The organism is Thalassolituus sp. UBA2590 (assembly GCF_002339775.1).
In the GTDB taxonomy this organism is placed as follows: Bacteria; Pseudomonadota; Gammaproteobacteria; order Pseudomonadales; family Oceanobacteraceae; genus Thalassolituus.
In genome coordinates this window covers 61874-70543 of record NZ_DDKU01000170.1, presented here as the reverse complement: position 1 = coordinate 70543, position 8670 = coordinate 61874, and the positions used below count along the sequence as shown (strand labels likewise).

10 protein-coding genes are annotated in these 8670 nt (G+C 52.9%); 6 read left to right on the top strand and 4 right to left on the bottom strand.

What is annotated here, in order from left to right; all coding sequences use genetic code 11:
• A partial coding sequence (rsgA, locus tag B2067_RS14495; protein WP_301388936.1) for a small ribosomal subunit biogenesis GTPase RsgA occupies positions 1-868 on the bottom strand: 868 nt, incomplete at its 3' end.
• A gap of 99 nt (positions 869-967) precedes the next feature.
• Here rsgA and orn point away from each other — a divergent pair.
• Positions 968-1510 carry an oligoribonuclease gene (gene orn / locus B2067_RS14490; RefSeq protein ID WP_068437311.1) on the top strand — a complete coding sequence of 181 codons (543 nt, stop codon included), beginning with the start codon at positions 968-970 and terminating at the stop codon, positions 1508-1510.
• Positions 1511-1590: 80 nt separating this feature from the next.
• On the opposite strand, the gene B2067_RS14485 is transcribed toward orn, so the two are convergent.
• A complete protein-coding gene (locus tag B2067_RS14485; RefSeq protein ID WP_301388935.1) occupies positions 1591-2325 on the bottom strand; it encodes a glutaredoxin in 735 nt (244 codons plus the stop codon).
• Positions 2326-2383: 58 nt separating this feature from the next.
• Entirely contained in the window at positions 2384-3199 is an 816-nt protein-coding gene (locus B2067_RS14480; protein ID WP_301388934.1) for an SDR family oxidoreductase, read from the bottom strand.
• 170 nt (positions 3200-3369) lie between these two features.
• Here B2067_RS14480 and B2067_RS14475 point away from each other — a divergent pair, with 170 nt between their 5' ends.
• Positions 3370-3840 carry a Dps family protein gene (locus B2067_RS14475; protein ID WP_068437323.1) on the top strand — a complete coding sequence of 157 codons (471 nt, stop codon included), beginning with the start codon at positions 3370-3372 and terminating at the stop codon, positions 3838-3840.
• Positions 3841-3875: 35 nt separating this feature from the next.
• Here the strand turns inward: B2067_RS14475 and queG are convergent, their stop codons facing one another.
• Entirely contained in the window at positions 3876-4964 is a 1089-nt protein-coding gene (gene queG, locus B2067_RS14470) for a tRNA epoxyqueuosine(34) reductase QueG (RefSeq protein WP_301388933.1), read from the bottom strand.
• 66 nt (positions 4965-5030) lie between these two features.
• Between queG and B2067_RS14465 the strand changes: the two genes are divergently transcribed.
• From B2067_RS14465 to B2067_RS14450, 4 genes are all read left to right on the top strand, one after another.
• Positions 5031-6551, top strand: a complete 1521-nt coding sequence (locus B2067_RS14465) for an NAD(P)H-hydrate dehydratase (protein WP_301388932.1) — start codon at positions 5031-5033, stop codon at positions 6549-6551.
• Positions 6551-7051: a tRNA (adenosine(37)-N6)-threonylcarbamoyltransferase complex ATPase subunit type 1 TsaE gene (tsaE, locus tag B2067_RS14460; protein WP_076516521.1), complete on the top strand. Its 501-nt coding sequence runs from the start codon at positions 6551-6553 to the stop codon at positions 7049-7051. The genes B2067_RS14465 and tsaE overlap by 1 nt, the downstream gene beginning before the upstream one ends.
• On the top strand, positions 7039-8373 hold the full coding sequence (locus B2067_RS14455; protein ID WP_068437331.1) for an N-acetylmuramoyl-L-alanine amidase: 1335 nt from the start codon (positions 7039-7041) through the stop codon (positions 8371-8373). The genes tsaE and B2067_RS14455 overlap by 13 nt, the downstream gene beginning before the upstream one ends.
• Positions 8374-8389: 16 nt before the next feature.
• The coding region (locus B2067_RS14450; protein ID WP_301388931.1) for an ATP-binding protein at positions 8390-8670 on the top strand (281 nt) is incomplete at its 3' end.

Genomic DNA, 8670 nt, shown 5'->3' with positions numbered 1-8670 from the left:
GGAAACCGTACATCACCTCTTCTGGCGACATATGCCATAGCCCGAATTCACGAATCCCCGGAGAATCAATAAGATCACCGCCAGCAGGGAAGTGATATAGGCGTGCTGTCGTGGTTGTGTGCTTGCCCTTACGGGTATTCTCAGACAAGGCACCAATGCGCAGGTCTTCCCCCGGAAGCAGAGTCGCAATCAGAGACGATTTGCCGACCCCAGACTGACCAACAAAGACACTGACCCGGTCATTCAGGAAGGTTTTCAGATCAGCCAGGCTGTCTTCGTCTTTGCTGCATACACGCAAAGACCGGTAACCCAGCACTTCGTAGTCGCCGAGCAACTCGTCGAAGTACGGCTGAATCTCTTCGTCAATCAGATCGATTTTATTGAGCAGCAGAATCGGTTCGATACCACAGTTCTCAGCAGCGACCAGATAGCGGTCAATCAGGTTGCGGTGGGCGTGAGGTTCGGGAGCAATGGTCAGCAGAATGTTGTCGATATTCGCTGCGACGGGTTTGATCTCGTTGTAAGGGTTTGGGCGTGATAATTCAGATTCACGCTCCTGTACCATCTCAACGACGCCGGTCAGTACACCGTTATTCTCAGGCCCCGGGCGGAACACGACATGATCGCCGGTGACCAGAGAGCCGAGGTTAGCGCGGAGAAAACAGCGGTAGCGGGTGCGGTGTTCGTCTTCAACCTCAACCTGCGACCCGAAGTGGGCGATAATCAGCCCATGCATCTCTTCACCCAGTTCGCCTGCGCTCAGCTGATCTGAAATATCACGCTCTTTGCGTTTGGCTCGTGAAGCCTTTTCCTGCTGGATTTTTTCAATCCGCCAGGCCTGACGCCGGTTTAGTTTGCGCTTTGCCATATCCGCTCTGATTTGTGAGATGGCGCTATTGTCGCGGTTGGCTGGGTTTGGTGCAACTTGCTAGACTGATATCACCAACATACTTACTGAGAATGCGACATGAGTCAGAAAGATAATCTGGTCTGGATGGACCTGGAGATGACAGGTCTTGAGCCAGAGCAGGATGTCATTATTGAAATCGCGACGATCGTGACCGACAGTGACCTCAACGTTATTGCTGAGGGGCCTGTGATTGCGGTGCATCAGCCCGACGTATTACTGGATGCGATGGATGAATGGAACACCCGTACCCATGGTAACTCAGGTCTTACTCAGCGGGTCAAAGACAGTACGCAGGACGCTCGTGCCGCAGAGCTGGCGACCATCGCCTTTCTGAAAGAGCACGTTAAAGAGGGCGCATCGCCACTGTGCGGCAACAGTATTCACCAGGACCGACGTTTTCTGGTGAAGTACATGCCTGAGCTTGAACGCTACTTTCACTACCGCAATATCGATGTATCCACGCTGAAAGAGTTAGCACGTCGCTGGAAGCCCGAAGCTGTCTCTTCATTCGAGAAGAAAGGGGCGCATCAGGCGCTGGATGATATTCGTGAATCCATCGCTGAAATGCAGCACTACCGTAAGCACTTTTTAGCCGTGTAAGAAAAAAGCGCCGCCAGCAAAAATGCTGGGGCGCTTTTTTTATTTCTTTCAGCTGAAAGTTGATTCACAGAAGCATCAAATCAACGAAACAGAAGCATCCAGAGCGCCATTCCTACCATCATCAGGTTTTCCGTCATGGATATCGCACCAAGAGGGACGTTGCTGTTGCCACCTACACAGGCACATTTCAGCTCCCGTTTCTGAATATAAACGGCTTTATAGACGGATGCTGCGCCGATACTACCGATGAATAAGGCGACAAGCGCAACCAGTGGTGTCCACACCATAGCGATCATACCTATGCCGGCGAATGCCTCTGCGAACGGGTAGATCTTTGAATAGGGGACGTACTTCTGTGCCAGCAGGTCATACCCGAGGAACTGCAAAGAGAAGGCTTCGAGGTCCTGCAATTTCTGGATAGCCAGCACACACATGCTGAAGGCGATAAACAACTCAAACCATCGGGCACCAAAGAAGCTTCCACTTAACATGTGAGAAGCGCCCAGAGCCATCAGAAGAGCGACGGAGAAAATCGCAATGACCGGCGTGTAGCTGGTCGTCTTTTCTTTGCTTTGTGCTTTGCCAAAGTGCTCCTTCAGAGCGTCGTAACCACCAATGCGTTCGCCATCGATAAAGGTCTGTGGTGTGGTTTCAACCTGATGTTCTTTTTTAAACGCGTCGGTTTCTTCCCGGGTGGTTAACCAGTTGTCTTCGACCTCAAACCCTTCACGTTTCAGCAGGTCGAGAGACTTTAAACCGAAAGGGCAGATGTGTTTTTCCATCACCATACGGTATATAACGGCTTGTTTACTCATAATTCACCTCCTGCGAAAGTTGACCTGCTTTCTGCTTACAAGTTCATTGGCGGAGGAATCAGGTTAATGCCATTTTCCGAACCATCTTATAAATCACACTCGGGAAAAGACGTTTAATTATAGGGCCCATGCCTTCTTTGCCTTTAGCGATGACCACCTGTTCTTTCTCGTTGGCGACGGCATCTAAGACTTCGGCCACCGCCTCATCGACAGCCATGCCATTTTTGATGACGGTGTCCTCAACCTTCTCCTGAGCCGTGCCTTCGCGGCGGGCGGTATCGATAATATTGGTACGCACGAAGCCCGGGCAGAGTGTTGTTACGCGCAGACCTTTGTCGTGTACTTCAGAGCGCAAAGAATCCATAAAACCAATAATGGCGTGCTTCGATGAACAGTAAGCCGACCGGTAAGGAATACCGATCAGCCCGGCTATGCTGGAGGTAGTTACGATATGTCCTGAACCACGGGCAAGCATGCCGGGAAGGATTTTGCGTGTAATCGTCACCTGCGAGAAATAATTCAGCTCCATCACCTTGCGATAGATATCCGCATCGGTTTCATTGATCAGCGAGCGTTGTGTGATACCTGCGTTATTGAACAGGTAATCTACGGTGCCGAGTTCGTTGGTCACCTTGTCAGCCGCGCTGATTACATCGGCTTCATTCAACATGTCGAGCGGCAGAACAGTGTGTGATTCCGGGCTCTGGCAGGCGCTTCTTACCCGCTCAAGTTCGTCTGTTCGACGGGCAGACAGGATCAGGCGAGCACCCAGCTTGCTCAGGTCATAACAGAGTTGTTCACCAATGCCGGAAGACGCTCCGGTAATCCAGATAAGTTTATTACTGAAGACAGACGTCAGATTCGTGTTCGCCATATGCTGCACTCTTGTTCAGGCAATATTGAGGAAATATTTGTAACGGAAGAGCATCGACATTGGCAGAGCTCCAGAGAAGCGTCAAATGTTTCCAGTACATATTTTGGGAACAAAGCGAAACAGGCCCTGTCACTAAAAGGGAGTGATTCATTTTCAGAAGGAGTACACGTATGACTTCGATCGATATTGGTATTAATGAAGAAAGCCGTAAACAGATTGCAGAAGGTCTGAGTAAAGTTCTGGCAGATTCTTACACCCTGTATCTGCAGACCCACAACTTCCACTGGAACGTCACTGGCCCTCAGTTTCGTGAATTACACCTGATGTTTGAAGAGCACTACACCGAGCTGGCGGAAGCCGTGGATGATATCGCCGAGCGAATCCGTACTCTGGGGTTCACCGCGCCAGGTACTTACAAAGAGTTTGCGCGTCTGAGCTCCGTTGAAGAAGTGGACGGTGTACCGGAAGCTAACGAGATGGTCGATATTCTCACGAAAGGCCACGAGCAGGTGGTACGCACCTGTCGTAGCGTTATCAAAATGACTGACGAAGTCTTCGATGAAGGTACGGCTGATCTGCTGACGGCTCGTATGAGCCTGCACGAGAAAACGGCCTGGATGCTGCGTGCACTGCGTCAGTGATAGGTAATCGTTAAGTTAACCAGAAACGATGGTCTTTAGTGGCCCTGCTGTTGCAGGGCCCAGTTGATGTGTTCATCAACCAGGCCTGATATTTTCCCTTTCTGATTTTTCAACGCTTCCTGCACTTCAATACTCTGTGGGGCATTTCCTAACGCTACCGATATATTCCGCATCCAGTTCTCGTAACCGGTTCGCCGGATCGGCATACCTTCGGTTTTTTTCAGAAAGGTCTCTTCATCCCACTGGAACAGTTCAAGCAATGTTGCTTTATCCAGCTGGTGGCGAGGGGTGAAGTCGGGTTCTTCGCTATTTTTACTGAAGCGATTCCACGGGCAGCCAATCTGGCAGTCGTCGCAACCAAAAATACGGTTGCCGATGCCGCTACGAAGTTCTTTGGGAATAGGGCCATCGAGTTCGATGGTCAGGTAAGAAATACACTTTCTCGCGTCGAGAACATAAGGGCCGACAAAGGCCTGAGTCGGGCAGATATCCAGACACGAGGTACAGCGGCCGCAATGATTCTTCAGTAGCGTGTCATTCGGCTCGAGCGGCAGGTCTGTAAGAATCTCACCCAGAAAAAAATACGAGCCCGCCTCACGGTTAAGAACCATGGTATTTTTACCAATCCAGCCGATTCCTGCCTGTTCTGCGAGGGCTCGTTCGAGAATGGGTGCGCTGTCGACAAAGGCGCGGAAACCAAGATCGCCAATCTCAGACTGAATGCGTTTTCCGAGTTGCGTCAGGCGTTTGCGGATTAACTTGTGATAATCGCGCCCCAGCGCATAACGAGAAATATAAGCATTGTTTTTATCCTGCAGATGCTTAGCTACCTCAACACCGGGCGCCAGATAATCCATGCGCAGGCTGATCACACTGAGCGTGCCGGGAAGCAGCTCATCGGGCAGAGCACGCATCGGTCCCCGTTCCGTCACGTGATCGGCCATATAGCTCATTTCACCGTGATAACCGGCATCCAGCCACTGTTGTAAACGATCGCCGTGCTCACCTGTATCGACGCTACTGAACCCACACTGCTGAAAGCCAGCCTCGAGCGACCATTGCGTAATATCATCACGCAACTTCTGTAGTTGTTCTGGGGTAAGTACTGTCCTGGAGGATGTCATTCTGGCCGGGCTGCCCTGGGACTTATATAATCCCGGCAATGTATCACAAGCGCAGGCCCAACCGCGATGAAGCGACCTTACACAGGCTATGACCATCTTCCCGGAAACATCGACAGCGTTGCTGGCGTACGGGAGCTCGACCGGCTGATTATTCAGCGCATGGGAGACAATGGCTACAGTCTGATGCGACAGGCTGGCGAAGCGGCATTTGAATGCCTGCGTGAGCGTTGGCCCGAAGCGCAGCACCTGTGCATTCTTGCCGGTGCTGGCAATAACGGTGGTGACGGCTGGGTAATCGCTGCATTAGCAGTCGAGCAGGGCCTGTCGGTAACTGTTCTGATGCTTGGCGATGTTACCCGACAAAGCCCATCGGCGACCGATGCCCGGCACATGGCCGAGAGCGCCGGTGTCGTTGCCCGTGAATTCGATGGCAATCTGCCCGCAGATGCTGACCTTCTGGTTGATGGCTTATTAGGTACAGGCCTGAATGCGGTCGTACGGGGTGAGTTTGCCGAAGCGATTAAGGCGATGAACGAACACCAGGCGCCGGTATTCGCTCTTGATATTCCTTCTGGCCTGAACGCCAGTACCGGCATGATTATGGGCCATGTGGTTCAGGCAGATGCGACGATGACCTTTATCGGTATGAAGCCAGGTCTGTTGACCTGCGACGGCCCGGACTGCTGTGGTGAACTTCACTACGCGGCTCTCGGGTTAACCGATGCAGAGCGGCAAGCGGTTTCTGTACTGGCGCAACGAGTGAGTTATCACACGCTTACTCAGGATGGCCCCTTACTGTATTCCCGACGCGGTAACTCCAACAAAGGAAACCATGGCCATGCGTTGCTGATTGGCGGCGAAACCGGCTTCGGCGGTGCTATTGCTATGGCCGTGGACGCCTGCTGTCGTACCGGCGCAGGCCTGACCTCCTGCGCGACGCGTCCGGCTAATGTCTCTGTGGTGCTTGGTCGGCGCCCGGAGTGTATGGCGGCGGCGATTAATGCCGGGCTTGAAATGCAGCCCCTGATGGAAAAAGTGTCAGTGTTGGCCTGCGGCCCCGGACTCGGGCGCAGCAGCTGGGCAGAGTTGCTTCTGCAGCAGGTTCTTCAGAGTGACTATCCGGTCGTGCTGGATGCCGATGCATTGAATATTATTGCCTCTCCGGGCTGGCAGACGGAATTTCCCGAGCGCGACGTCGTGATGACTCCGCATCCGGGCGAAGCTGCGCGGTTGCTGGACAAGTCCGTAGCGGATATCCAGTCCGATCGCCTCGGTGCGGCGCAGGCAATTGCTGAGAAATACCATGCGGTTGTTATTCTCAAGGGGCAGGGCAGTATCATTGCTTCTCCCGAAGGCGAGCTGGCGATCTGCACTGATGGCAACCCGGGCATGGCGACCGGCGGAATGGGTGATGTTCTTACGGGTGTGATAGCCGGGCTTCTGGCTCAAGGGTTAACGCCATGGCAGGCGGCTGTTCGTGGCGCCTGCCTGCACAGCGCAGCTGCTGATCTCGCGGCAGCGGAGTCCGGGACGCGCGGACTTCTTGCGACAGACCTGATGCCATTTATCCGACAATTGGTGAACTGATGACTGAGAGCAATCCACAGACTACTGGCCAGATACGCCTGACCGGCGAAGATGAAATGGTCAGTTTTGCAGGCCGTATGTCTTCAATACTGACGGGCGGTGGCCTGGTATTTCTCGAAGGTACTCTGGGCGCTGGCAAAACTACCCTGAGTCGTGGGCTGATTCAGGCGCTTGGTCATACAGGCCCGGTGAAGTCCCCGACGTATACTCTGGTTGAAGAATACGATCTGCCGGATGGTCGGGTCTGCCATTTTGACCTCTATCGTCTGGGTGATCCGGAAGAGCTTGAGTACATGGGGATTCGCGAATATCTGACGGATGGAACTTTGTGCCTGATCGAGTGGCCTGAGCGTGGGCGCGGTGTATTGCCCGAGGCCGATCTTGCGATTCATATTGACGATGTAGGTGAGGCACGTATCCTCAACTGGCAGGCAGAGACAGATAAAGGGGCACAGTGGAACAGGCAACTGCAGCAGCTGGTAAAAGAATGGCAGGAATAATTAAGCGGCTGATCGCGTTTTTCGTCGTGACACTCTGTGTGCTGCCAGTATGGGCAGACGTCAGCGACGTACGTATCTGGCAGTCTCCCGATAAAGTCCGTCTGGTGCTCGATCTCAGCGGACCGCACGAACATAAAATCTTCCAGCTGACCGGGCCGGATCGCATCGTCGTTGACCTTAAAAATGCGTCTCTGAAAATGTCGTCGTTAGAAAAGGTAGCCGACGATTCCAGCGAAGTGATTCGTGTACGCAGTGGACGCCGCAACAAGACCGACCTGCGTCTTGTGGTAGAAACCCGCGCGACGATGAAATATCGCAGCTTCCCGTTACCCCCTTCTGAAGGGGTGTCTCACCATCGTCTGGTCGTAGATCTTGAACGTCCTCTGTCAGAGGCGTCTATGAGTGCGCCTGATATCGTTAAGAAAGCAGAAACCTACGAAACCGATCAGCGTGACATTATTATTGCCATCGATGCCGGGCACGGCGGCGAAGACCCCGGAGCCCTTGGCCCTGGCCGCGTGATGGAAAAACATGTGGTTCTGGCGATATCCAAAGAACTGCAACGCCTGCTGGATCAGGAAACTGGCTTTGCCCCCTTTATGGTCCGCACCGGCGATTACTACATCGGCTTACGTGAGCGCTCAGAAAAAGCCCGTAAAGCGAATGCCGATTTCTTTGTCTCTATTCATGCCGATGCGTTTAAGCACCCCAGTGCCAGCGGTAGCTCGGTATTTGTGTTGTCAGACCGGGGAGCGACCAGTGAGACGGCACGCTTTCTTGCCGACAAAGAAAATTCGTCCGACTTAATTGGTGGTGTCAGCATTGGTGATCGTGAGGATCACCTGGCGATGACGTTACTGGATCTGTCGATGACGCATAAGCGCACCGCCAGTGTTTCGATTGGCGATGAAATTCTGCAGGAAATGGGCAAGATCAGTAAACTGCACAAGAAGAACGTCGAAGAAGCCGCATTTGTCGTACTGAAATCACCGGACATGCCGGCGCTACTGGTAGAAACAGGATTTATTTCAAACCCTGGCGAAGCCCGGCAGCTGAAAACCAGCGCTTACCAGAAGAAAATGGCGCGTGCGATTTTCAACGGCATTAAAGATTATTTTCAGAATAATCCTCCGGCCGGAACCTTGATGGCGGCGCGTAAGAAAGCAGCACAACAATACATCGAATACACAGTCCGTAGTGGCGACACTCTTTCTGAGCTGGCAGTTCGCAGCGGCATGGGAATGTCTGAGCTGCGCAAACTGAATGGCCTGAGCAGTAACTCGCTGAGAGTCGGCCAGAAACTGCGTATTCCAAATTCCTGAACTTTCAGTCTGAGCTATGAGCCGAATACACCTGTTATCGCCACGTCTTGCGAACCAGATTGCTGCGGGCGAAGTTGTAGAACGTCCAGCCAATATCATTAAAGAGTTGGTCGAAAATTCGCTGGATGCTGGTGCTCAGCATATTGATGTTGATGCCGAGCAGGGTGGCATTAAGCTGCTTCGCGTTCGTGATGACGGGCACGGCATCGGCAAAGACGACCTGCCTTTGTCTCTCAGTCGCCACGCCACCAGTAAAATTACTACGCTGGATGATCTCGAAGCCGTGGGCACAATGGG